Source organism: Streptomyces sp. NRRL S-37 (assembly GCF_000721605.1).
Classification (GTDB): Bacteria; Actinomycetota; Actinomycetes; order Streptomycetales; family Streptomycetaceae; genus Streptomyces.
On the sequence record NZ_JOIZ01000005.1, the window covers coordinates 593,838 to 616,395 of the forward strand.

General features: G+C 70.3%; 22 protein-coding genes and 1 pseudogene. 11 read left to right on the plus strand and 12 right to left on the minus strand.

All coding sequences use genetic code 11. The features are described from left to right. Positions 1-78: 78 nt before the first annotated feature. Genes IH50_RS38690 through IH50_RS0109555 form a run of 3 tightly spaced genes read left to right on the plus strand, consistent with a single transcriptional unit; the run spans position 79 to position 2,365 of the window. Positions 79-825, plus strand: coding sequence for a formylglycine-generating enzyme family protein (locus IH50_RS38690; protein WP_267883271.1), 747 nt, complete (start codon positions 79-81; stop codon positions 823-825). Then, positions 822-1,088, plus strand: coding sequence for a hypothetical protein (locus IH50_RS0109550; protein WP_030859335.1), 267 nt, complete (start codon positions 822-824; stop codon positions 1,086-1,088). Before IH50_RS38690 ends, IH50_RS0109550 begins: the two co-directional genes overlap by 4 nt. Beyond that, a complete protein-coding gene (locus IH50_RS0109555) occupies positions 1,085-2,365 on the plus strand; it encodes a hypothetical protein (protein WP_030859336.1) in 1,281 nt (426 codons plus the stop codon). Before IH50_RS0109550 ends, IH50_RS0109555 begins: the two co-directional genes overlap by 4 nt. 117 nt (positions 2,366-2,482) lie before the next feature. Here the strand turns inward: IH50_RS0109555 and IH50_RS0109560 are convergent, their stop codons facing one another. The 4 genes and pseudogenes from IH50_RS0109560 to IH50_RS41980 form a co-directional block, all read right to left on the minus strand. Continuing rightward, positions 2,483-2,695 carry a DUF397 domain-containing protein gene (locus IH50_RS0109560; protein ID WP_030859338.1) on the minus strand — a complete coding sequence of 71 codons (213 nt, stop codon included), beginning with the start codon at positions 2,693-2,695 and terminating at the stop codon, positions 2,483-2,485. Further along, positions 2,692-3,561, minus strand: a complete 870-nt coding sequence (locus tag IH50_RS0109565; RefSeq protein ID WP_030859341.1) for a helix-turn-helix domain-containing protein — start codon at positions 3,559-3,561, stop codon at positions 2,692-2,694. The genes IH50_RS0109560 and IH50_RS0109565 overlap by 4 nt, the downstream gene beginning before the upstream one ends. Before the next feature lie 909 nt (positions 3,562-4,470). Next, positions 4,471-4,851 (minus strand): peptidase inhibitor family I36 protein, encoded by a 381-nt coding sequence (locus IH50_RS41590; protein WP_030859347.1) that lies wholly within the window; start codon positions 4,849-4,851, stop codon positions 4,471-4,473. A 192-nt stretch (positions 4,852-5,043) separates the two neighbouring features. After that, positions 5,044-5,318, minus strand: a pseudogene (locus IH50_RS41980) (IS5/IS1182 family transposase); the annotation flags it as partial. A gap of 450 nt (positions 5,319-5,768) precedes the next feature. Here IH50_RS41980 and IH50_RS39530 point away from each other — a divergent pair. The 5 genes from IH50_RS39530 to IH50_RS41595 all read left to right on the plus strand — a co-directional run bounded on the left by IH50_RS39530 (position 5,769) and on the right by IH50_RS41595 (position 11,314). Next, positions 5,769-7,067 (plus strand): hypothetical protein, encoded by a 1,299-nt coding sequence (locus IH50_RS39530; RefSeq protein WP_051767229.1) that lies wholly within the window; start codon positions 5,769-5,771, stop codon positions 7,065-7,067. 360 nt (positions 7,068-7,427) lie between these two features. Next, on the plus strand, positions 7,428-8,660 hold the full coding sequence (locus tag IH50_RS0109585) for a DUF262 domain-containing protein (protein WP_051767230.1): 1,233 nt from the start codon (positions 7,428-7,430) through the stop codon (positions 8,658-8,660). Then, entirely contained in the window at positions 8,653-9,783 is a 1,131-nt protein-coding gene (locus IH50_RS0109590) for an AAA family ATPase (RefSeq protein WP_030859355.1), read from the plus strand. The genes IH50_RS0109585 and IH50_RS0109590 overlap by 8 nt, the downstream gene beginning before the upstream one ends. Positions 9,784-9,796: 13 nt before the next feature. Continuing rightward, the gene (locus IH50_RS0109595; RefSeq protein ID WP_030859357.1) at positions 9,797-10,759 is read left to right on the plus strand and encodes a hypothetical protein; all 963 of its coding nucleotides are present in this window, start codon (positions 9,797-9,799) and stop codon (positions 10,757-10,759) included. 333 nt (positions 10,760-11,092) lie between these two features. Then, the gene (locus IH50_RS41595; protein ID WP_158801178.1) at positions 11,093-11,314 is read left to right on the plus strand and encodes a hypothetical protein; all 222 of its coding nucleotides are present in this window, start codon (positions 11,093-11,095) and stop codon (positions 11,312-11,314) included. Between the two features lie 73 nt (positions 11,315-11,387). Here IH50_RS41595 and IH50_RS0109605 read toward each other — a convergent pair whose 3' ends face one another. Next, positions 11,388-11,717 carry a ribbon-helix-helix protein, CopG family gene (locus tag IH50_RS0109605; RefSeq protein WP_030859361.1) on the minus strand — a complete coding sequence of 110 codons (330 nt, stop codon included), beginning with the start codon at positions 11,715-11,717 and terminating at the stop codon, positions 11,388-11,390. 146 nt (positions 11,718-11,863) lie between these two features. Between IH50_RS0109605 and IH50_RS37570 the strand changes: the two genes are divergently transcribed. The 3 genes from IH50_RS37570 to IH50_RS0109620 all read left to right on the plus strand — a co-directional run bounded on the left by IH50_RS37570 (position 11,864) and on the right by IH50_RS0109620 (position 13,986). Beyond that, positions 11,864-12,124, plus strand: coding sequence for a type II toxin-antitoxin system Phd/YefM family antitoxin (locus IH50_RS37570; protein WP_051767252.1), 261 nt, complete (start codon positions 11,864-11,866; stop codon positions 12,122-12,124). Continuing rightward, positions 12,121-12,549 carry a PIN domain-containing protein gene (locus IH50_RS0109615; protein ID WP_030859362.1) on the plus strand — a complete coding sequence of 143 codons (429 nt, stop codon included), beginning with the start codon at positions 12,121-12,123 and terminating at the stop codon, positions 12,547-12,549. The genes IH50_RS37570 and IH50_RS0109615 overlap by 4 nt, the downstream gene beginning before the upstream one ends. Before the next feature lie 210 nt (positions 12,550-12,759). Then, positions 12,760-13,986 carry a cytochrome P450 gene (locus IH50_RS0109620; protein WP_030859366.1) on the plus strand — a complete coding sequence of 409 codons (1,227 nt, stop codon included), beginning with the start codon at positions 12,760-12,762 and terminating at the stop codon, positions 13,984-13,986. Between the two features lie 60 nt (positions 13,987-14,046). On the opposite strand, the gene IH50_RS0109625 is transcribed toward IH50_RS0109620, so the two are convergent. The 7 genes from IH50_RS0109625 to IH50_RS0109655 all read right to left on the minus strand — a co-directional run bounded on the left by IH50_RS0109625 (position 14,047) and on the right by IH50_RS0109655 (position 22,506). Continuing rightward, positions 14,047-15,327 (minus strand): cytochrome P450, encoded by a 1,281-nt coding sequence (locus IH50_RS0109625; RefSeq protein WP_030859368.1) that lies wholly within the window; start codon positions 15,325-15,327, stop codon positions 14,047-14,049. Further along, complete coding sequence (locus tag IH50_RS0109630; protein ID WP_030859370.1) at positions 15,324-15,941, minus strand: GTP-binding protein; 618 nt, start codon at positions 15,939-15,941, stop codon at positions 15,324-15,326. The genes IH50_RS0109625 and IH50_RS0109630 overlap by 4 nt, the downstream gene beginning before the upstream one ends. Further along, complete coding sequence (locus tag IH50_RS0109635; RefSeq protein ID WP_030859372.1) at positions 15,922-16,278, minus strand: DUF742 domain-containing protein; 357 nt, start codon at positions 16,276-16,278, stop codon at positions 15,922-15,924. Before IH50_RS0109635 ends, IH50_RS0109630 begins: the two co-directional genes overlap by 20 nt. Continuing rightward, complete coding sequence (locus tag IH50_RS0109640) at positions 16,275-16,694, minus strand: roadblock/LC7 domain-containing protein (RefSeq protein WP_051767253.1); 420 nt, start codon at positions 16,692-16,694, stop codon at positions 16,275-16,277. The genes IH50_RS0109635 and IH50_RS0109640 overlap by 4 nt, the downstream gene beginning before the upstream one ends. Before the next feature lie 145 nt (positions 16,695-16,839). After that, entirely contained in the window at positions 16,840-18,645 is a 1,806-nt protein-coding gene (locus tag IH50_RS0109645) for an ATP-binding protein (protein WP_051767231.1), read from the minus strand. Between the two features lie 775 nt (positions 18,646-19,420). Beyond that, a complete protein-coding gene (locus IH50_RS0109650; protein WP_234328119.1) occupies positions 19,421-20,632 on the minus strand; it encodes an McrC family protein in 1,212 nt (403 codons plus the stop codon). 44 nt (positions 20,633-20,676) lie between these two features. Next, positions 20,677-22,506: a DUF4357 domain-containing protein gene (locus IH50_RS0109655; RefSeq protein ID WP_030859380.1), complete on the minus strand. Its 1,830-nt coding sequence runs from the start codon at positions 22,504-22,506 to the stop codon at positions 20,677-20,679. Positions 22,507-22,558: the final 52 nt, after the last annotated feature.

Sequence of the window (22,558 nt, forward strand, 5' to 3'; positions counted from 1 at the left end):
CGCGCTACGAGGAGCTGGTAGCAGGTCCGCGTCTTCCTCGCGGGAACGTCCGGCGTCACGGAGACCGACGACTGCGTACTGCCGGCCGGAACGTACCTGGTCGGTCCGGCCGAACGGCTGCTGATCCGCCGCGTCCCCCGTGCCGTGCGCTTCGACCGCCACGCGGTGACGGTCGCCCGCTACCGCCGCTTCCTCGACGCCCTCGAAGCGGACGGCACCTCACGGTGGGACCACCCGGACCAGCCCCCGCACGTCACCCACCGCCCCTGGACCGACAGGCTCAGGCACGCGGACTACTACGAGAACCCGCGCTATGCCGATCACCCGGCCGTCTGCGTGAACTGGTGGAGCGCGTACGCGTTCGCCGCGTTCGAGGGCAAGCGCCTGCCGACCTCCCTCGAATGGGAAGCCGCCGCACGCGGTACGGACGGACGCCTGTTCCCCTGGGGTGACACGTCCGACAGCAGTCGCGTCAACTGCGCGGACTCCTGGGTCGGGCGGCCCGTCGTGACGTACCAGGCGTGGTACCGCGATTTCGCGGGTGACGCCGTCCGCAGGGCGGGCGCGACCCCCGTCGGGGAACGCCCGGGCAACCGCTCGCCCTTCGGTGTCCTCGACATGGTGGGCAACTGCTGGGAATGGACGTCCACCAGCCTGGGTGATCCCGGAGAGGCAGTGATCTGCGGCGGCAGCTACGACAACCCGATGCGCGCGGTCCAGGCCAGCAGCAAGGGCCTCTACCGGAAGCGCGGCGGAAGCAACGCGGTCGGTTTCCGGTGCGTGCAGGACATCGACACCGACAAGGCGGAGGAGACGGAAGCGTGAACGGCGGCGGGCCCCGGCATGGAACGATCGTCGACAGAAGGCCGAGCGGCGGAGGGACGAACGGCACCCTGGGCTCGTACATCGTCCGGGACGACGAGGACGAGCGGTACTACGGCTTCGACTACCGGCAGATCGTGACGGAGGGGTTCCGGACCATCCGCACCGGCGAGCGCGTCCGCTTCCACGTCAGCGCCGAGAGCCCCGACCGGGCGGAGTTCGTCATCCGCCTCGACCAGCCCGACCCCGCCGAGTACTACACGTGACCGCCTCCCCTCCGCCGCTCGACGAGGTGACCGGGGCGCGCCAGGAACTGACCGTCGTCCTGCCCGTACGGCTGCTGTGCGTTCCCGGCTGGCCCGAGGGCCCCTTTCCGTTCGAGCTGGGCGGCCGTCGCACCGACGCCCGGACCCGGTCCACCTATTTCGCCCCGGCCTCCGCCCGCGTCCTCTACGGGGCACCCGGGCGGCACCTTCGCTGGCACCTTCCCCTGGACGTCAAGCACGACGGGCTGACCCTGCTGGGCCTGGAACTCGTACGGACGGCCACCGCCCGCAATCCCGACAACGCCCTCGGGGTACTGCACTTCAGCGTCGAAAGACCACTGCTGCCCGTGCTGAGGGCCCTCGCCGGGCGGCGATCGGCCACCGCCGACGATCCGCTCACCGGACCGTTCGACCCGGCCGAGCTGCTCACCGGCATCGCCGACATCCGCAACCACGCCGCGCCCTTCGCGATCGCCCGGCCCTACACGATCGCTTTCCTGACCCCGACGTCGCAGCACACACCGGCACTCCGCGCCGGCGAGGACGGGCGTCTGCCCGCCACCGCGGACCAATGGCTGTGGCAACTGGCGTCACGGTCCACTCACGAGGACTTCCCGGTCCCTCCGGAGACCGCCGACGAACAACTGAAGTACACCATAAGGATCTCCGGCGACTGGAGCGCCCTGGTGCTCCGGCAGGGGGCCGCCTTCCTGGGCCACCGACCCGACACCGGCACCGGCGACTTCTTCGAGTTCGGCGCGCTGCACTCGCGCACCGTCTATCTCGACGCGCTGCTCCTCGGCTCCCTCCAGCGCGATCACATCGACGAGCTCACCGACGAACTCTCCGAGGTGTTCAACTCCTCGGGGCTCGCCCGTCGCGTGGCGACCCTGGAGCGGAACATCGCCCTCTTCCGCAGCACCTACTGGCGACAGCACCTCACCGCCCACGGGCCGGCCAACGAACTGCTGCTCGCCTTCCAGCACCAGCACCGGCTCCCGGCCCGCTTCGGCGAGATCCTGACCGAGGCCGCCGACTACAGCAGACTCGTGCAGACGCAGGAGAGCCAGCAGATCGGCGCCGCCCTGGGCGTCCTCACCGTCCTCGGCCTGCCCCTGGGCACCGCCCTTGGCATCCTGCAGGTCATCGGCGACGAATCGGTGACCCACCTGCTCATCGCCCTCGCCCTGTCGATCGTCACGGCGGGCGCCATCCTCACCACGCGGTACGGCCGCATGGTCCTGTCGTCCCTACGGGGCCGGGACGACAGGACATAGGAAATACAAACCGTTCGGCCAGAAGGCCGCTGGGCGCCTGACCGCCGCACCGCCCCGGACATGCCTGTGCCCTGTGACTCCGAGGGGAGTCACAGGGCACAGCAGAAAAGCGACGACTCAGCCGATCCGGGCGGCGGCGAACCCGACAAACGCGGCCCACGCCTCCGAACCGACCGCCAGACCGGGACGGTTCGTGTCTTTGGAGTCCCGCACGCGCACGGTGTGCGGGCAGGTGGCCACCTCCACACACGCACCGCCCTCTTCGCTGCTGTAGCTGCTCTTGCGCCAGGCCAGGTGAAGGTCGGGCAACGCTCTGTAGCGGGCGTTCATAGCTCTCCCAGCAGATTCTCAATGTAGGTCAGCGACTCTTGGGGGCTGAGAGCCTGGGCGCGAAGAGTGCCGTACTTCGTCTCCAGTCCTCGGACGAGGTGCTGTTCTGCGTGGACGTGACTCACGTTCTGCACCTCGACGTACGCGATCCTGCGCCCCTCCTGAGTATCGAACAGCATGAAGGGGCCAGCAAGGCCCGCGTTCTGCTCCCGGCTCAACGGCAGGATCTGGAGTTCAACCGTGCGTTTCTGGCCGACAAGGAGCAGTTGCTCCAACTGTCCACGCAGCACGCCGTGCCCTCCGATCGGTCTCCGAAGCACCGACTCATCCATGATGAAGCTGACCAACGGCGTCGGTCGCCTACCGAAGATCCGTTGTCTCGCCAGGCGCGCAGCCACCCTCTGCTCGATAACCTCGTCCTCCAAGGGCGGGCGCATGGTCGAGAACACCGCTCGCGCGTACTCCTCGGTTTGCAGCAGCCCGTTCACAACCTGTGCGTCATAGGCGGACAACGCCAGGGCCTCTGATTCCAACCGAGCCGCGTCTCGGAAGAACGCCGGATACTGCGCCCGCGCGACCTCCTCCTTCATCTCCTGGAGAACTCCGCCCGCGTCCAGCAGTTCGTCCGCCACGTCGATGAACCTCGGCGGAGGAATCCGCCTCCCCAACTCGTAGGACGCAATGGTGGACGTCGAATACCCCGTCCGCGCACCGACCTCCGACCGCTCCAGTCCCGCCCGCAGCCGGAACCGCTTCATCTGCCGCCCGAACACCCGCAGGATCCCCATCCCCGGCCCTGGAGAAGCCGCCTCCGGCTCCTCCTGCCCGGCCGCCGTCTCCCCCGGCTCCCGCACCGTCTCGCTCATCGCCCGCTCACCTCCGCCACCTACCGACCGGTCCGCCCAACTCCCCCGCCTCACCGGAGGACACGGCTCGCCCCGTGTACACACGCCGCCGGAACGCGTACAACGCCCCCGGTCGGCACGTCACCCGGCGTCAACGCTAGGACTCACCACGCGGAGGAACCGGTGAACGACCACGGTTCACCAGATCGAGTGCCCGGCCTTCCACGACTCCCCGGCGGAATCCCCCTCGGCTCATTACCGGCTGTCGCCGCGCCGAGTACGACGAGCACTGGGCCTACGGCCCGGATCGCCGACCGGCTCGGGCTCGACCTGGAGCGGCCGTCGCGGTCCCTGAACGACGGCTGTCCCGAGAACGCGGTGGCCCTCATCGGCAAGCTGGCCGAGAGGCTGCTCAAGGAGCTGTGGCGCCACCACGGCATCGAGGGTGACCCTTCGACCAACCGATCGTTTCAAGACGAGGTTCGGAGTCGTCCCGAGCAGATGACGCCGCAAGCGAGTTGGAGGAGGCCGGGGCGGAGGTCGGCGCGTATCCCGTAGCGGGTGCGCAGCCGTCCGGACCGGTGGAGCCAGGCGAAGTCCTGCTCGGCGGTCCAGCGGGTCCTGCCCGGCCCTGAGCCGTGCGAAGCGTCACGGCGGGCGATCCGGGGCGGGGCGGGAGCAGCGGGGTGATGCGCTCCCCCAGGTCATCAGGCGCGAGATCGTCCGGCACCTGCAGAACCGTGCCGCTACGCGGCCGGGACACCAAGACTCGCCACAGACCTGATGAAGCGATCAGTCACGGTCCCGCGCGAGGTCGTCCGGCGGCCACCGCCGCATGCGCCCACGGTGTCTCACGGGACGCCACCTGGGCGAACCCCGCCGTCCGCCCGCGCAGCGCGGGCGGACGGCGGGTTCGGTCAACCGGCCGGTTCAGCCTCCGCACTGGTTGATCGAGAAGCCGGACACCGCTTTGTCGTAGAGGAACAGAAGTTCCTGTGTGGCACCCGGCGCGATGGGGAAGGAGATGCCGTTGTAGTCGACATCGGTCCAGATGCAGAGCTCGTCGCCGCTGCGGTTCCACACCGAGCTGGCCCGGTCGTTCCACGCCCAGCCGATGTTGGGGGTCTGCACCGGGAAGAACTGCACGACGTTCCCGGTGAGGTCGTGGCCGTCGTAGAAGCAGATCATCCCTTGCGAACAGTTGTTCGGGAGCGGGTCCTTGGGGCCGGCCGATGCGGTTCCCGGAGCCGCCAGTACGGCGGTGGAGGCGAGGACTGCTCCCAGTACCGCGGTCTTGACTGTCAGCTTCATACCTACCTCTTTCCCGTTGCTGCCTGTGGGAGCGCGGCCACGGTCGCCGCGTCCAGTTGTCGTTCCTCGAAGGAATCCGGCCGTAAGACGATCACCGCGCGCATGCGGTTCACAGAGATGACATGGGTCACAGTCTCCGGAAGAGGCGGGCCATGGCGTTCTCGCGGCCCACCGGTCGTTCCGGCAGGGGATTCGGAGTCGTCGCAAGCAGATGATGCCGCAGGCGGGTTGGAGCGGTCCGAGGTGGAGGTCGGCGCGTATCCCGTAGCGGGTCCGCAGGCGTTTGAACCGATGGAGCCGGGCGAGATCCGCTCGACGACCCACCTGGTCTCGCCCAGGCCGGATCCGTGGGCGGCGCCCTTGCGTGCGATCTTCGGCGTGATGCCACGAGCGCGCAGGAGACGACGGTACTTGTCGTAGCCGTAGCCGCGGTCGGCGAGATCCCGCGCGGGGCGGCCCGGTCGTCCGCCGGCAGCCGACCTGGATGAGGTTCAGTGATCGTGTTCTGGACACCCGTGCGGGCGGCCGCTCCCCGGCGCGGTGCGGAGGCGCGCCGTCGAGCAGGCGTGGAGCCGACCGCGCGGTGGAGTCGTGACGTGCCGGTGTCCTGCCCCACCCCCGTGCGTGGTCACCGCGAGCCTTCCGGTGCCGCGTGGGTCCGCGACCTGATCCGTGGTGCCGGCAGGATCGCCACCGGCGACGGCCTCGCGGGGCGCGGCCGACGAGCGAACGGGACCTTGTGTAGTCTTCCGTTCATCTCGCCAGGGTTTGGACGCAACCAGGTGTCATCCAGAGTTAGTTGAGTGAGTCGTGAGCCGGCGGAGCGGCCGTCCGGCCCGGTGCCGTGCACGGATGACCGGCCGGCGGCACCGACGACATCGCACCGTCCGCCCCACCTTCGACAAGGAGCAGTGCTCATGTCGCGTCAGCATGAACCCCGGGCCGGTGAGACGACGCCTTCCCTGGCCGTCCGTCGCGCGGTCGCCGTACCCGTGCCGGGCGAGGATCCCGGCGCGGACCTGAGACCGCGCACGCCGGAGTCCGCCCCTGCTCCCGTCTCCGCCGCCGATCCGGACGCCTCGGTGTCGACGGTGTCGTCCTCCGAGCCCGCTCCCGGGCGGCGCACCCGATGGGGCTTCCGGTCCACCACCGAGGAACCGGCGGCAGCCGAGCAGGAGGAGGAACGGCAGGAGGAGGAACGGCAGCCGGAGGAACAGCGACGGCAGGCGGCGGAGCCCGGCGGAGCGGGAGCCGGGGTGGTGGCCGGTGCGGCGGCCGGTGCGGTCGCGGCCGGGAACGGTGACGGCGGGAAGGCGGACGCGGACGCCGACGGGACGGGGCCGGGACGTCTGCGCGGGCCCATGGTGGCCGCGGCCGCCATCGTCGGGGCGGTGCTGATCTGCGTGCCCCTCCTGGTCCTCGGACTGAACCGTGAGGACGAGCGCACGGTCGAGACGGCTCCCGCCGGCGGAACGACGCTCGACCCCGGTACGTCCGACGGCATCCCGGCCGTCGACTACCAGGCCGCGTCCCCGTCACCCTCGGCGTCGCCGAGCGGATCCGAGTCCGCGTCCGGCTCACCGGCCGAGTCCGATTCCGGGGCCGAGCCCAAGACCGAGCCCAAGTCCGAGCCCAAGTCCGAGCCCAAGTCCGAGCCCAAGTCCAAGTCCAAGTCTGCGCCGCCCCGTTCGGCCGAGGTGAAGGAGGCCGAGGCACCGGAGAGGAACGCGGCGACCACCGTCCGGCGACTGGCCGCGGAGGATCCGGGCGGACGGCACATCTGCTACCGGGTCCATGTGGCGGGCCGGGGCTGGAGCGACGTGGTGTGCGACGGCGGGACAGCGGGCACGGCGGGCTCGGGGGCACCGATCACGGCCGTCAACATCGCCGTGTCCGGAACCAGGGGCACGTCCGGCGGCGCCTTCGTCCACGACCCCGCGTCGACCAACGGCGAGGGACACTTCCCCGAGCCGTGGTCGAACGCCGTCGACGGCATCGACAACTACGTCGGCAGTACCGAGAAGGACGCCCCGCACATGCTGGGGTTCACCATCAACGTCGACGGTGGCGCCGGCGCCGTCTGCCAGTCCTCCTACGTCCACGACGACGCCTGGCTCGGCCTGGCGTGCGACGAGCCCGGGACCGGGTACGACTTCACCTACGTCGGCACCCACGACAACGAGTCGTGGATTGAGGCGGTCCGGCTCACGGTGTGATCCGGGCCGTCCGCGGAGGGCCCGGCAAGGGGGGGTGGCGGGCGCGTGCCGTTCGGCCCGTTGACACGGGAGCGCGACAACGGGGCATTCGGGACAGCGAGCCGTTCTCATCCTGTCCTGCAGGGGTGACGGGGCAGGTCAGCGGGGTGGTGCAGGGCGTGCGCCGTCCCCGGCGGAAGGAGCGCACAGGAGCCCGTACACTCCTCCTCGGCCGGTCCCGGGTCGGTGAAGACCCTGCCCGCTGTCATGAGAGGGGCACGGACTGGTCCCCCTCCGCATCTCAAGAGGTGCGATCCGTCACGCATCGACTACTGTACGAGGGCGTTCGGCCCGTGATCGGCATCGTGGAGGGGGCACGTCATGGTCGGCAGCGCGTCCGCGCCACCACCCGGTCCGCAGGGGCCCCCGGAGCCGGAATCCGCCGAGGACCCGGTGTCCTCGTCCGCCGAACCGGCGGAACCCGCCGTCGAGTTCACCGATACCGGCGTCAGCACGGGCATCGAGGCCGAGGACATCGGCGAGGCCGGCCGGATGCCCTTCGATCCCGAGCTCATCGACGTCGCCCCCCGCAACCCCACGATCGACCTCGTCCTCCAGCGGCTGAAGCGCGGACTCATCGACCTCCAGCCGGACTTCCAGCGCCGTTCCGGCATCTGGAACGACACCGCGCAGAGCCGGCTGATCGAGTCGCTGCTGCTGCGGATCGCGCTGCCCACGCTCTACGTGGCGGAGGAGGCGGACGAGTCCTGGTCCGTGGTCGACGGTGTCCAGCGGCTCACCAGCATCGTGCGCTTCGTGAAGCCGGAGGCGGCCGGCCTGAAGCCGCTGCGGCTGGAGAACCTGGAGTACCTGACCCAGTACGACGGCGCCGGTTTCGACGACCTCCCCGGCAGGATGCAGACCCGCATCCTGGAGAGTGAGCTCTCCGTGCTGCTGATCCGCAAGGGGACCCCGGAGGAGGCCAGGTTCAACATCTTCGCCCGGATCAACACGGGCGGCCTGCCCCTCTCCCAGCAGGAACTGCGGCACGCCCTGATCCCGGGCCGGGCCCGCACGTTCCTGGCCGAACTGGCGGAGAGCGAGCAGTTCCTCTCCGCCACGGCGCACAGCGTCTCCCCCGCGCGCATGGCGGAGCGCGAACTGTGCCTGCGCTTCCTCGCGTTCTGGATGACTCCGCCCGAGCGCTACGTCACCCAGGACTTCGACGGCTTCCTCCGCAGGACCATGCACGCCGTCAACGCGCTCTCCGACGAGGAGCTGAAGAAGCTGGAACTGCGCTTCCAGGTGGCGATGCTGGGCAGCCGGCTCGTCTTCGGGGACCAGGCGTTCCGCAAGCAGTTCCACGGAGTCACCCGCCGCTACCCCATCAACAAGGCGCTCTTCGAGGTCCAGGCCGTGACCGTGGCCGGGTGCGACCCCGACGAACTCGACGCGCTGCACCGCCGGGCGAAGACCCTGGAGCGGAAGTTCAAGAACCTGATGGACGACCCGGACTTCTTCGACGCGATCTCCTCCGGCACCGGTGACGCCGACAAGGTCAACTACCGGTTCCAGTCCATGAAGGACCTGTTCCGCGAGGTACTGCATGCTTGAGTCACTGACCCTCACCAACTTCAAGGCGTTCGCCCGCCAGGAGATCCGGCTGGCCCCGTTCACCCTGCTCACCGGGTTGAACTCGTCGGGCAAGAGCTCGGTGTTACAGGCACTGGCCCTGCTGCGGCAGTCGTACGAGTCCGGTGACCTCGCCCCCGTGGGCGGCCGCGAGGCGGGGCTGCTGCTCAACGACGAGCTCGTACAGCTCGGCACCGGCCAGGACGTGCGGCACGAGGCGTACGACGACGACACCGGCCCCCACATCTCGCTCGCCCTGCGGGGCAACGGCGTGAAGGCGCGGTGGACCGCCGTCTACGAGCGCGAGGCGGACCACCTCGAACTGGTCCCCGCCGAGCAGGGCGTCCAGCCGGATCCCGCCTCCCTGTTGCCCAGCCTGTTCGGACCGGGCTTCCAGTACCTGAAGGCCGACCGGGTGTCCCCGCAGGTCAGTTACCCCCGTTCGCACCACGCGGTGACCACCCGCGGCTTCCTCGGCGCGCACGGCGAGCACACCGTGAACTACCTGCGCACCCACCAGGACGAGCCGGTGACGGGCAAGGCCCTCCTGCTCCGGGACGCCGCCTCCCCCTCCCTCCTCGCCCAGACCGAGGCGTGGATGCAGCGGCTGTGTCCCGGGGTGCGGCTGGTGGCGGAGGACATCGACGGCACCGACGCCGTCCGGCTCGGCTACCACTTCGGCAGCGGCTTCTCCGAGTCCAACCGGTACCGGCCCACCAACGTCGGGTTCGGGCTGACGTACGTACTGCCGGTCGTCGTGGCGTGCCTGTCGGCCCGGCCCGGGACCCTGGTCCTGCTGGAGAACCCGGAGGCCCACCTCCATCCGCAGGGGCAGACCTGGATGGCGTACCTGGCGTGCGCGGCGGCCGCGAGCGGGGCGCAGATCGTCATGGAGACGCACAGCGACCACGTGCTCAACGGCCTGCGGCTCCAGGTGAAGAACGGCCGGCTGGCCGCCGGCGAGACGGCCGTGCACTACTTCCGCCGCAAGGGACAGACCACGGAGGTCGTCAGCCCGGTCATCGGAGAGGACGGGACGCTCTCCGAGTGGCCCGAGGGGTTCTTCGACGAGTGGGAGAACTCGCTGGACCAGTTGCTCGACTGATCCACCGGGACAGGTGAAGGGCACGATCGAGAAGGGGTGGGGCGTGCCGCTGCTGGTGTTTCTCAACGAACGGTCCTGCGCGTCGGACCGTGGGCCGGACGAGGTCGCCGCGGGGATGCGGACCTTCGTGGACGTACTGCGGGAGTTACGGCGCTGGCGGGACATCAGCCTGGCCACCCAGAGCCCGCTCGACCAGGCCGAACTGGCCCGCGGCTACTACTACGCCCAGTGGCGCAACGACACGCGCAACAAGGACCAGCACCGCTACATCCAGGCTATGCGCAACCGCCGCACGACCTTCCAGGCGGCCCTCCACGCGTCCGCCGCGGCCGACCGCGCCGGTGTCTGGCACCGGCACGAGGGAGTGGACGTGCAGGGGCTCGGGGCGGCGCGGATGACGGACGGCATGGCCGTCAGCCTGCCGCTCGACCCGGCCTGGGACGCCTGCTGGCTCGACCTCGCGATCGAGGAGCTGTCGGAGGACCCCGCGACCGGGGACGTCCACGCCGACGAGTACACCGACAGGGTCCGGCACGCGTCGCGGGTGGCGCACCTCGGCGAGCACGAGGCGTGGGGGCGCCTGGAAGGGCTCGACGCCGTCTCGAGCGGTGCGGAGCTGTGGGCGGGGCGGGAGGACTTCTTCCCCAACCTCCAGTTCCTCCCCCGGGTGCGGGAGGACCTGGAGAACCTGGACCCGAAGTGGTTCAAGGGGGCCCGCAGGCTCCTGCGGCAGCTTCAGGAGACCGCCGCAGGATGGGACCCCGTCTCCTCCCCCACCGGGCCGCACTGGGAGGCCTCCAACATCCGGCCGGAGCACGAGAACGCCCGCAGGAACCGCTACTGGGACGACCTGGACGGCGAGAGCCGCTGCTTCGAACTCCACGGGAACCTGAACCGGAACGCCGGACGCGTCTACTTCCGGCTGGTGCACGAGGAGAAGGCGATCCGCATCGCCCACATCGGCCGACACCTCTGACACCCCGCCCGCGACCGCCGACGGCACACACCGGTACACGGGTCACGTCCGTCCCGGGGAACCACCGAACCCGCGTCGGCGACGCATCGACGGCACACCTGTCTCATCGCCCTCGCGCCGTCGGTCACCACGGCGGACGCCCCCTCAGCACACGGTACGGACGCATGGTCCTACCGTCACCGCGGGGCCGGGAGGACCGCCGCCTACGTCCCGCAGTCGGCGAGTAGTGGGCGCTCGGTCGCTGAAGCAGCACTGGTGGGGCGTCCGCAGCACACCGCGCCCATCACTTTGAGTGATGAGATCGTTACTCTATTTCTCCATACTATGGCTCACTTGAGTATGTTCAACACGAGCAAGCCCGAGGTCGGCCTCCTCGGGGCGGAGCGGTCGCCGGCGCGCGAGATCGGGTTCGTCGGCTCGGTCAAGTGGTGCGGGCAGGGCTCCTTCGACACCCCGGACAGGGCGTGCACCAGCACAGGTTGGGACCACCGCACCTGGGCGAGGACCGGGCCGAACACCAGCACCCGGTGCGGGAGCGTGCGCAGCCCCTCGTGAAAAGCCACCGCCTACGCCTTGCGGTCGACGAATGCGATGAGCATGCCGGTGCCGTAGGCCGGTACCCGTGCGCTCACACGGTATGCCCTGGACGGCCACCGTGCCCGTCCAGACCGTGTGCGAGTTCCAAGGCCTCCTCCACCTCGCGGCGTTCCTGTTCCGTCAGTTCCGTGGCCGCTTCTGCGGCGGGTTCAGCGGGCAGCCCGTCCGCCGCCCGCTCCGCCCAGGCGATGAGCGCATCCGCCCCGGCGAACTGTTCCTCCACAGCGTCGCTCTCGGCCATCTGGCGTGTCGCGGCATGCACCAGGTAGCCCGAGACGTCCATGCCTGCCCTTTCCGCATGCTGCTTGATGCGTTCGGCCTGGTCCCGCTCCAGGCTGATACTGATCCGCGTCTTCGCCATGAAGGCACCGTATTGCGCGCATGGCGGCGGTGCGAGTGCGAGCGGACATGGGCGGCCTCGTCCCTCTCCCTGGCTTCGCGCGCCGACTCGCCTCAGCCCTCTTGATCCGCTTACCGGCACATTCCTCGTGTACTACGGTGTACTACATGGAGACGACCGCCCGCGAGTTCAATCAGAACGCCTCAAGGATCCTCGCCGCCGCAGAGCGCGGCGAGCGCATCACGGTGACCAAGAACGGACGGCCGGTCGCCATACTCGCTCCGGTGAGCGATGAGGAAGCCGTCCCCGTCTCGCCTTATCCGACCGACCCTATGGGCGAGGACGACGAGGCTCCGGTATTCCACAGCGGGTCGCCCGCGGATTGGTCAGCGGGGCGCGGCACGTACCTGGAGGGGTTCGGAGCGTGACCGTACTGATCGCCGACACGTCGGGGCTGTTCGCCTATTACGACGGGACCGACCCGGAGCACAAGGATTGCCGAGCGGCGGTGGCATCCGCTGCCCACCTGGTGGTGACACCCCTGGTGCTGGCCGAACTCGACTATCTACTGACCACGAGAATCGGTCCCGCCGCCGCACACGGCGCACTCGCCCACATCCGCGACCGCGTCGCCGTACGGCGGTACGCGGTGCCCGAGATCGAACCGCATCTGTCGACCGCGCTGGTCACGATGCGACGCTACCCGCAGATCGGCCTCACGGACACCATGAACGTCGTCATGGCGTCCGAGTACCGAACGGATGCCGTGCTGACCCTGGACCGTCGCCACTTCCGGACCGTGCGCCCCCTCACCGGCCACGCCGCTTTCCGCCTCTGGCCCGACGATCAGTGACCTGTGCACGACGGCGTGAGGCGAGGGCCGGGTCGTGGTGCTCCGGGCCTCGCGCTCATAGGCGTCTCCTGTCGTGGACGGCGTCCGTAAGGAACGGTTTTCGGCCAATGCCCGCGTAGCCGGCCGGTCGGTGTCAGGGGCACCCTGTTGTGGTTGACGGTTGATCAATAACCTTGCGTGGTACATGAAATGACGAGCGCAGGGAGCTCCATGTCCACCGCCCAGCAGGTGCCCGACATCCTCTCGCCCGAGTTCGCGGCCGACCCCTATCCCGCCTACCGGGTGATGCGGGAGACCGCGCCCCTCATCTGGCACGAGGCCACGAAGAGCTACATCGTCTCCCGCTACGAGGACGTCGAGCGCGTCTTCAAGGACAAGGCCGGCGAGTTCACCACCGACAACTACGCCTGGCAGCTCGAGCCCGTGCACGGCAAGACGATCCTCCAGCTCAGCGGGCGGGAGCACGCCGTGCGGCGGGCCCTGGTCGCGCCCGCCTTCCGCGGCAGCGAACTGGAGCAGAGGTTCATGCCGGTCATCGAGCGCAACTCGCGCGAGCTGATCGACGGCTTCCGGCACACCGGCTCCGCCGACCTGGTCGCCGACTACGCCACCCGCTTCCCGGTCAACGTCATCGCCGACATGCTGGGCCTGGACAAGGCCGACCACGCGCGCTTCCACCGCTGGTACACGGCCGTCATCGCCTTCCTCGGGAACCTGTCGGGCGATGCCGAGGTGGCGGCGGCCGGTGAGCGGACCCGGGTGGAGTTCGCCGAGTACATGCTGCCGATCATCCGGGAGCGCCGGGAGAATCCGGGCGACGACCTGCTGTCCGTGCTGTGTGCCGCCGAGGTCGACGGGGTGCGGATGAGCGACGAGGACGTCAAGGCGTTCTGCAGCCTGCTGCTCGCCGCGGGCGGCGAGACCACCGACAAGGCCATCGCCGGCATCTTCGCGAACCTGCTGCTCCACCCCGACCAGCTCGCCGCCGTCCGCGCGGACCGCTCGCTGATCCCGCGGGCCTTCGCCGAGACCCTGCGGTTCACCCCGCCCGTCCACATGATCATGCGGCAGTCGGCGACGGAGGTGGAGCTCAGCGGCGGCACCGTGCCCGCGGGCGCCACCGTCACCTGCCTGATCGGCGCCGCCAACCGCGACGAGAGGCGTTACGCCGACCCCGACCGCTTCGACCTCTTCCGTGACGACCTGACCACCACGACGGCCTTCTCCGCCGCCGCCGACCACCTCGCGTTCGCGCTCGGCCGGCACTTCTGCGTCGGCGCGCTGCTGGCCAAGGCGGAGGTGGAGACCGGCATCGACCAGCTCCTCGACGCCATGCCGGACGTGCGTCTCGCCGACGGGTTCGAGCCGGCCGAGCAGGGCGTGTTCACGCGCGGGCCGCAGAGCCTGCCGGTGCGGTTCACCCCCGTGGGCGGCTGACCCGTACGGCCGGCGTACGCCGGTTTCCCGGGCTCACGGCCGTGGGCCCGGGAAACCGCGCTACCGCACCACCGGCGTGAACCGCACCGGAAGCTCCGACAGCCCCCGCATCCAGATCGACGGCCGCCAGGTGAGTTCCCCGGGGTCCACCGCCAGGACCAGGTCGGGCAGCCGCTCCAGCAGTGTCTCGACCGCCGTGCGCGCCATGACGTCCGCGAGCAGCGGGGCCGGGTACGGGCAGCGGTGCTCGCCATTGCTGAACGACAGGTGCGCGGCGTTCTCCGCGCCCACGTGCCCCTCCGGCCAGATCTGCGGGTCGGTGTTGGCCGCGGCCAGCCCCAGCACCAGGCAGTCGCCGGCCCGGATCTGCCGGCCGCCGAGCTGGACGTCCCGTACCGCCCACCGCCCGATGAAGTTCTGCGTGGGCGTGTCCAGCCACAGCACCTCGTTGAGCGCCTCGCCCACGCTGAGCCGGCCGCCCGACACGTTCACGGCGAACCGTTCGTCCGTCAGCAGCAGCCGCAGCGTGTTGCAGATCCAGTTGGCCGTGGGCTGCTGCGCCGCCGCGATCACGGAGATCAGGTCCTGGACGACCTCCTCGTCCGTCAGACCGGCCGGGTGGGTCAGCATGCGCGAGGTGATGTCCGGGCCGGGGGCGGCCCGCTTCTCCTCCACCAGCCGCCGCAGCCGCTCGCCGACCCTCCCGTACGCCGCCACCGGGTCGTCGCCCTCCCCGGCGTCCAGGGAGATCCGCAGGTCGTCGACGAGCCGGCTGGTGTCCTCGCCCGAGGTGGGCATCCCGCACAACTGCACCACGGTGCGCATCGGCAGGGCGTGCGCGTAGTCGGCCATCAGCTCCGCGTGGCCGCTGCCGGCGAACCGGGCGATGAGGTCGTCGGCGATCAGCAGGCAGTCGTGGGACAGCTCGAACTGGTCGACCCCCTCCAGTGCCTCGGTGATCACCCCGGCCCGCCGCCGGTGCTCCTCGCCCTCGGTGAACAGCACCGACGGCTGGTAGCCGACGAAGGGCAGCAGCGGCCAGTCCGGCGGGATGTTCTCCCACTGGTTCCAGCGCCGCGAGTCCCGCGCGAACAGCTCGTCGTGGCCGGTCACGTACGTGAGCTCGGAGTAGCCCAGCACCAGCCAGGCCGGGATGCCGCCGTCGAGCAGCACGGGCGCGACGGGGCCGTGCTCCCGGCGCAGCGCGCGGTAGAGCTGCGACGGCGTCTGCTGGTACTCGAGCCCCGTCAGGGGCACCGCGCCGGCGTGAGCGGGGCACCCCGGAGGCGCCGGGGACGCCGGGGGCGCCGGGTGCGCGTGGGGGCCGCCTGGCTCGGTCACAGTGTCGCCTCCTCGGCGAGGGCCATGTCGTGGAGGTGGTTCACCAGGGTGATCAGCACGTCCTTGCCGGACTGCCGGACCCGTGCGTCGCAGTCGACCATCGGCACGTGGGCGGGCAGGGCGAGCGCCTGGCGGATCTCGTCCAGGGAGTAGCGGTCGGCGTCGCCGTCGAACCGGTTCACGGCCACCACGAAGGGCGTGCGGTGGTGCTCCAGCCGGTCGATCGCGTACCAGGAGTCGTCCATCCGGCGCGTGTCCACGAGGACCACGGCGCCCAGCGTCCCCGAGAACAGCCGGTCCCACAGGAACCAGAAGCGCTCCTGGCCGGGCGCCCCGAACAGGTACAGCACCATGCGGTCGTTGAGGCTGATCCGCCCGAAGTCGAACGCGACCGTCGTGGTGGTCTTCGACGTCACCGCGCCGGTCTCGTCGACGCCCACGCCGGCCTGGGTCATCACCTCCTCGGTGTTGAGCGGCCGGATCTCGCTCACGGAGCGGACCAGGGTCGTCTTGCCGACGCCGAACCCGCCCACGACGACGATCTTCAGACCGGTCTCCGCGGCGTCGTTCAGCGGTGTGCGGTGGGAGGGCGGCTCAGAGGTTGCGGAGCCCATGGAGCACCTCTTGGAGTAGGGCGGAATCAGGCAGGGAGGCGACGGACGGCGCCGCGCGCGGATGACGGGCGGTGATGCGGCCGGTGTCCAGCAGGTCGCCGAGCAGGATCCGCACCACCATGACCGGCAGCCCGAGCTCCGCGGCGATCTCGACGACGGCGACGGGGTGCCGGCACAGCTCCAGGATCCGGGCGTGCTCCGACTGCATCCCCGGCACCGGCCCGCTCTCGCTGACGATGAGGGTGACCAGGTCGAAGGACTCGTCGGCGCGGCTGCGCCCGCCGGTGACGGTGTAGAGCCGGTCCGGGTCACCCGTGTCGACGGGTTTACGCGTCACGACGTGCCGCTCCCCCCGGACTGGTGCCGCGGCTCGGCCCGCAGGTGCTCGCCGAGCTGCTCGACCAGCTCCGTCATCTGGTGGCCGATCACTCCGGGATCGGCGTCCTCCCGGGCGACGACGGCGAGGTGTGCGCCCTCGCCGGCCTCCACGATGAACAGCAGGCCGCCGTGGAACTCGGTCATCGACTGCCGGACGCCGCCGGTGCCGTCGCCGAACTCCATGGAGGCCCCCTGGGCGAGGGCCTGGATGCCGGAGCAGATCGCCGACAGCTGGTCGGCCCGGTCGAGCGTCAGGTGCTCGCTCCAGCAGAGCTTCAGGCCGTCCCGGGACAGGACCAGGGCGTGACGTGCGCCGGGGGTCTGTTCCAAGAGGTTCTGCAGGAGCCAGGTGAGGCTGTTGTCGGTGGTCTGCATGGTGGGTGATGGGACGGTGGTGTCGTCCGGCTGACCGGCCACCGGCCCGTTCCTCCTATCTCACGAGCTCGAGCGGGAAGGGGCGCCGTCGCCCCGGACGCCGTACGGGAGGAGGCGACTCGCCCCCGTACGGGAAGGGGTGGGACTACGGGGCCGTGGGCGGCTGCGGCCCGGGCCGGGCGTCATCCGGTCCGGCGGTGCCGTCCGAGGGCCGCCGTGCGCGGTGGAAGGCGCCGAAGCGGGCGCCCGCGTCGCGTGCCGGGCGCCGTGTCGACGCCGTGTCGCCGGCCTGGGCGGACGCCGCCTGGCGCTGTTCGCGTTCGCGTTCCGCCTCGGCCATGGTGCGGCCGGGGGCGCGGACCGGCAGGCCGTTCGGCGTGGTGCCGTCGGGCCGCCGGTGCCGTCCCGGTTCGGGCGGCTCGGGCCGTGCGGTGGCCGGGGGCAGTTCGGGCCGTGCGGCCGTGTGCCCGGCGGCCGGGGACGGTGCGGCGGCCTCGGGGCGGGCGGCGGTGTCGGGCAGCGGGGCCGGGGCGGGTGTGAGCTCGGCGGGGGCGTGTGCGGGCGTCGCCTCGGGCCGGGGGGCCGTCTCGTGCGGGACCATGTCGCGCTGCTGGGCGAGCAGGTCCAGCGGCAGCAGGACGACGACGCCGGTACCGCCGCGGGAGGAGGGGCGGTAGTTGACGCTGATGCCGTACTTCGCCGCGAGCCGTCCCACCACGGCCAGGCCGAGCCGGGTGCCCTGCAGCGACGCGAGGTCGGTGACGCGGCCGGTCACGGCCTCCTCGGCGCGGCGCATCGCCGCGTCGGCCATCTTCAGGCCGCTGTCCTCGATGGTGACGACGATGCCGGCGCTGCGGTCCTCGACGTAGACGTGCACCTCGTCGATGGGCGGGGAGAAGTTCGCGGCGTTGTCCATCAGTTCGGCGAGCAGGTGCATCACACCCTCGGCGGCGAAGCCGGAGACCGCGGCGCGGGTGGAACAGTGCAGGCGGACCCGCTGGTAGGAGGCGATGCGGCCGGCGGCGCCGCGCAGGATGCTCTCCATCACGATCGGCTTGTTCCAGGCCCGGCTGGACCGGCCGCCCATGAGCAGCGCCAGCCGGTCGGTCATCAGGCCGAGCTGGGAGGTGCTGTGGTCCAGCTTCAGCAGGTCGCCGAAGACCTCCTCGCCGTGCCGTTCCTGCATCTCCCGCAGGTCGGCGAGCATCCGCACGGCCTTGGCCTGGACGCGGCTGAGCGCCTTGGCGGAGGCGGCCTGTGCCGCGGCGGCGCGCCGCTCGCTGTGGGCGAGTTCGCGGATGAACGATTCGGCCGGGACGCGCAGCGCGGGCAGCCGGGGCAGGTCGGTCTCGGCGAGCACGGTGTCGGCGGACCGGCCCTCGCGCAGCCGGGCGACCGCGGCGGGCAGCGCCTCCTTCACGAAGTGCTCGTACTCGGCCGCCGCCTGCTCCACCTCGCTCCGCATCCTGCGGTATTCGCCGTCCAGGACGGCCGCCCGGCGCACGTCCTCCTCGACGGTGGCGGCGAAGGTGTGCGTGAGCCGCCGCAGTTGCGGGTCGGACGGCGGCGGAACGCTGCCCAGCACGTCGTCCGCGCCCGCGCCCTCCCGCAGCCGCTGGGCCACGGCGGGCAGCGTCACACCGGCCAGGTGGGAGATCTCGGCCGACAGCCGGGCCGCTTCGGCCTTGAGGCGGCTGTTCTCCGCCTCCCGCTCGGCGGTCGCGCCGCGGGCCCGGCGGACGATCCGGTGGTCGACGAGGACGGTGACGGCGACGCACACCCAGCCGGCCGCCACCACGGCCAGGGCCCATGTGGTGGCGTCGGACGGCGCCAGGGCGAGCGCCGCGCCGCCGGCGGCGGCGCTCGCCACCAGTACGGCCGCCCGTGCGGCGAACGAGGTGCGCGGCACCCCCGCCGGCGGGTGCTGGCTGGGCGAAGCAGGCACTGGCATGGAGCGGTCCCTCGGTCGGTGAGAACAGGGGAATCAGGAGGCGGCGGCACGACGCAGCCGCGGGCCGGGAAAGAGGTCAGCCAACAGGAAGGCGATCTTCCGACCACGTACGGCTCATGCTAATCACCCGGATGTACGAGAAGCCCTAGCTTGTTGCACAGTCCGTCAGCAATACGAGTTCGTCGTAAACCCATCGCTCGTACGCGCCCCTGTGGTACCCGGGACGGTGCCGGACGAGCCCGGCCGAAGTGCGGGAATGCGGGCGGGGGCGGCACTGACGCGACGTCACATCGCCTCGGCCGCGGGGTTTCACCGACCTCACCACCCGAACGAACTAACCAATTTTGGCCAACTGTGCGAACACCGAGCCCCTTTCCCACCCGGGCTACTGTGACGACCGAGGCACCGAAGTGGGGAAATGCCGCCGATCGTGAAGTTCCCGTGACGGCCGGCCATGGAGAGCGGCAGCCGACTCGGACCGTACGCCGGGCCTGTCCGAAGCACCCTTCCGACCTGCTCGTCTGCGAGCCGGATCGACTGTGACCTGCCAGGTCGGGGTGCGGAAGCGATCGGAGACGGTCAGAGGAAACCGCTCCGATCCGACCCCGATTCGGCCCGGGCCTCCGGGTGGTCAGGGCATGCGTACGGTTCGACCACGATCAGCTGCCGGCACTTGGCCATCGCGTTGCGCACACCGGCCCTGACCGGCTTCTCCAGGACGTCGTCGCTCTCCCCGAGGAGATCGGGAAGGGGAGCTGCGGGACCGGTGTGTTCCTCACACCGGTCCGGGGACAGTGGTCACCTGCGATCGCCGCTCGGGGGCGATCGCGGCCATCTCTCCGGCCAGGTCACTCACTTCGGCCAGGAGGCCGTCCGGCGACCGGTCGAGGTCGAGGGCGTGCTGATGCAGGACGATCCCCGCCTCGCGCACGCGATGGCCGGCATGCGGGGCGTTGCCCTTCGCGTACACGAGATGCCCTGCGGGGAGCCCCAACGCAGTGCAATACGCCAGCATCTGGTACAGGTCGGCGTCCGGATAGCCGTCCTTCTTCTCCGTCTTGTATTTGGCATCGACGACAGCGAGGGGCCGGCTCGCGTTCCCGTCGCCGTACCAAACGAAATCAGGTCGCATCCGGACGCGTTCGTCCTCGTCCAGGTACACACCCCTTGCCTGGAGCACACCGCGTCCACCGTACGGCCTCAGCGCCTCGCGCAGAGCGACGCAGACAAAGTCCTCGAACACCTTGTTCATGTCGAAGAGGAACCCGTCGATGCGCAGACCACCTGGACGATGCTCGGCCGACGCCCCGTCAAGGACCGCCTCCGCCAGATGAAGCGCGTGGTGGTACCGCGCGTTGAGCCGGGAGGGACGCCACTCGGGCAGCCTCTGCCCGCGTACGAGTGGGGTGACGTCGATGAGCCGCGTCCGCTGGTGCAGCAGCCGGGCCCGTACGGGACGCGGGACGCCGGGCAGACGCAACAGCCGTTCAGTGGCGGCACGCAGCAGCCGGTTCTCGGGTATGTCGGTGGTGAACTCGTCGTACCCGATCTCGACGGGCAGTGCGGCGCCGAACCGTCTGCGGACCTGCTCGGCCTCGCGGATGCGCCCCCGGACGACGAGAGCGGTGTCCTCTGTCGTCCGGTACCCCTGGAGCACCCCTGCACGGATCGCGCGATCCGTCTGGCGCTCAAACGCGTGGGCCAGCACGGGCAGCACCTCCCGGTGTTCGGCCACATCCACCTGGCCGTCCCGCCAGCCGCGGGGATCGAGGCTGTAGCCCAGCAGGAAGAACAGCCGGGCCATCGGCACCTTGGGGATGATCCGTACCGTGACCGGCGCCGCGCCGGGCGCAGTCACGGACACGGCACCCACCTTGCTGCCGGCCTTCAGGACCCAGTGACCGACCACGTATGGGTCGGGCGCCGCGTCGACGATGCGCGAGGCGGCGAGGGCCCGGCCCACCGCGTCGGGAAGAGGTCGGCTCACCGCCCGGGCATGCTCGACGAGCTCGACGGCCCCACCGACGGCACTCACGTGACGGGCCCGTCTTCGCGGGCCGCAAGCGCCGCACGCAGGGACGCGAGCCCGTACCGCTTCTCGATTTTCACGCCCTCTCCGTAGTGGTGTTCCTCCAGCAATGGAAGGATTTTGGTGCGCCAGGTGCGTTCCAGCCCGCCCTCCCTGTCCACACCGGGCTTCATCAGGTAGGCCGGCCCGATCTGGAAGTCGGGATCGTCGATGCGGGAGTTGAGCTCGTCCAGCAAATCGGCCCGCTCTGCGTCCTGCTCCTTCTTCGCCAGCCAGCGACGCAGCAGCCCGCGCGTCGGCTCGGTGCTCGGGGAGAGTTCGACGAACGCGAAGCGGCGCCGCATGGCCGCGTCCACGAGGGCGATGGAGCGGTCGGCAGTGTTCATGGTGCCGATGATGAAAAGGTTGTCCGGCAGGAAGAAGTCGTCACCGGAGTAGGTGAGTCGCAGAGTCTGGCGCCGGTACTCCAGCAGGAAGTAGAGCTCCCCGAAGACTTTCGCCAGGTTGGCCCGGTTGATCTCGTCGATGATCAGGAAGTGAGGAATGTGCCGGTTGCCCTCCTTGCCGGCGCGGTCCGCGAGTTCGCGCAGCGGACCGGCCGTGAGCCGGAAGGCGACCTCTTTGGTCTTCGGGTCCTCCCGGGGACGGTAGCCCTCGAAGAAGTCCTCGTAGGAATAGGAGGGGTGGAACTGCACCAGTTTCACCTGCTCGAGGCCTCCACCGAGAAACTCGGCAAGTCTCAGCGCAAGATGCGTTTTTCCTGTTCCAGGCGGCCCGTAGAACACGATCTGCTTCTCGTCCCACAGCAGGTCGCACACTTCACGCAGCCACGAAACACTGTGCACGTTGAGGCGGTCCGTGAGCGCCTGGTCCGGTTCTGGAAGTTCCAGCTTCCGACGGGCGGTCTGGGCCGGCAGTTCCGCGCCGGGATCGCCCACAGTGGCCTCGGCTTCGTCGGCCAGTTGCTCATCGGTCAACCCCAAGCCGTCTATGAGGGCTTGCAGGGCGGTCAAGTCGACGACATCGTGCTGGACCGACACCTTCTGCCGAAGCTCCTCCGGCAGTTCCTCCCACTCGTAGCTCGTGTCCTGCCAGTCGACGGGCCGCCGCAGGTTGGACCGCCCGTCCTCAGACGCGATCTGTTCGGCCGCTCCGGTGACCTTGCCGACGTAGAGCCGCCCGCTGGAGCGCGTACACACCGTGTCGTCCGGCTTCATCCGGGTGAGGAAGACATGCAGCGCCTCGACGAGTTCCTGTTTCTGGTTGTACGTGGCCGCCGTCTCGTAGTCCTCCTCCACGAGGGTGCGCAGCAGGTTCCGGTCCGGGTTCGCTTCGATGCCCTGCCGTAGTCGGGTGGCGGCCACGGTGACAAGTCCCTCGGCAAGCCACAGCGGCTGGACAAGATCGACTCCGGTCACGTTGGAGCCGCCGATGAACCAGGCGCGGTTGGGTGCGCTCGACAGGTGATCGAGATGGGCGAGTGGTTGCCCGTCGGCCGACTTCCACTCACCCCAGCCATTGACACTGCAGCCCCGCAGGATCTCGGCGGCGGACGAGGGCGAGGTGCACTCGATGTCCCGGGCCGTTTCCAGGTACCCCGGCCACCTCTCCGAGTGCCGCAGCACTCCCTGCGAAATGAGTTGCTGTCGTGTGCGGTACGACGTCGGCTTGCGCGCCGCGAACGAGGGAACCGCTTTGGTCTGGGCTGGAGACCCCGCCGCGATGACGAACCTCTGGCTCCCTCTGGCGCCCTTCTCCCCCAGCAGCCGGCCCCGGGCTTCCGGCCCACCCCTCGGCAGTTTCAGGTAGAGCTCGGGGTATGCGTCGGTCATCGTTCTCCTCGTATGTCCTGCGGCTCACGTCGTGCAGCGGCCTGTGGGGGGG